Origin of the sequence: Mesorhizobium sp. M7A.F.Ca.AU.001.01.1.1 (assembly GCF_004022735.1) — a bacterium.
GTDB classification, from domain to species: domain Bacteria; phylum Pseudomonadota; class Alphaproteobacteria; order Rhizobiales; family Rhizobiaceae; genus Mesorhizobium; species Mesorhizobium ciceri.
The window spans coordinates 1-652 of sequence record NZ_RZPF01001299.1 but is presented as its reverse complement, the minus strand read 5'-3'; the positions used below and the strand labels follow the sequence as shown (position 1 = coordinate 652).

Annotated in this window: 1 pseudogene; it reads right to left on the bottom strand. The window is 67.8% G+C overall.

The window, feature by feature from the left end:
• Positions 1–652, bottom strand: a pseudogene (locus tag EN884_RS37780) (translocation/assembly module TamB); the annotation flags it as partial.

Here is a 652-nt window from a genome sequence, read left to right as displayed (position 1 = left end):
CGGTGCCCTGCATGCTGGCCGTGCCGGCGGCGCTGAGCGTGCCGGACGTGAATTCGATCGAGTTGGCGGCGAAGGATCCCTGCGGATCGCGGGCCGCGGTGGCCGAGAATTTCACCCGAGCGCCAAGCACCGAGGCGATCTGCGGCGGAAAGGCCGTCGCCACGGCATCCGCGTTCATCTTCAGCTGCATCGACAGGTCGGCAAGCGCCACCGTCGCCGTCAGAGAGGCGTTGAGCGCGTCGGAGCGCAGCGTGCCCTGGTCGATGGCAATGGCATCCTTGCTGACCGACCCGGCCAGATCGACATCGATCTTGCCGGTGATCAGCGGCGCCAGCGTCGCCACGTCGGTGTTGAGGCCACCTGCCTGCAGCTTGACGGTGACCGGCCCGGCGCGGTTCTGGATGTCAAAGCCGTCGGAATGGATCTGCGCCGCCAGATCATCCAGCCGCGTGCCGCCGGCGACGATGGAGACGAAGGAGGCGCCGATGTCGATGATCGGTGCCTTGCCGTCGCCGAAGGCGCGGGCGGTGGCATTGCTGATCGCCAGCGTGATCGGTTGCGCCTTGCTGCCGACGCTGATCACAACGGGCGGACCCTTGGCGGCGAGTTCGATCGAGAGGTCGCTGGCGCCGGCAGGATCGACAATGCCGGT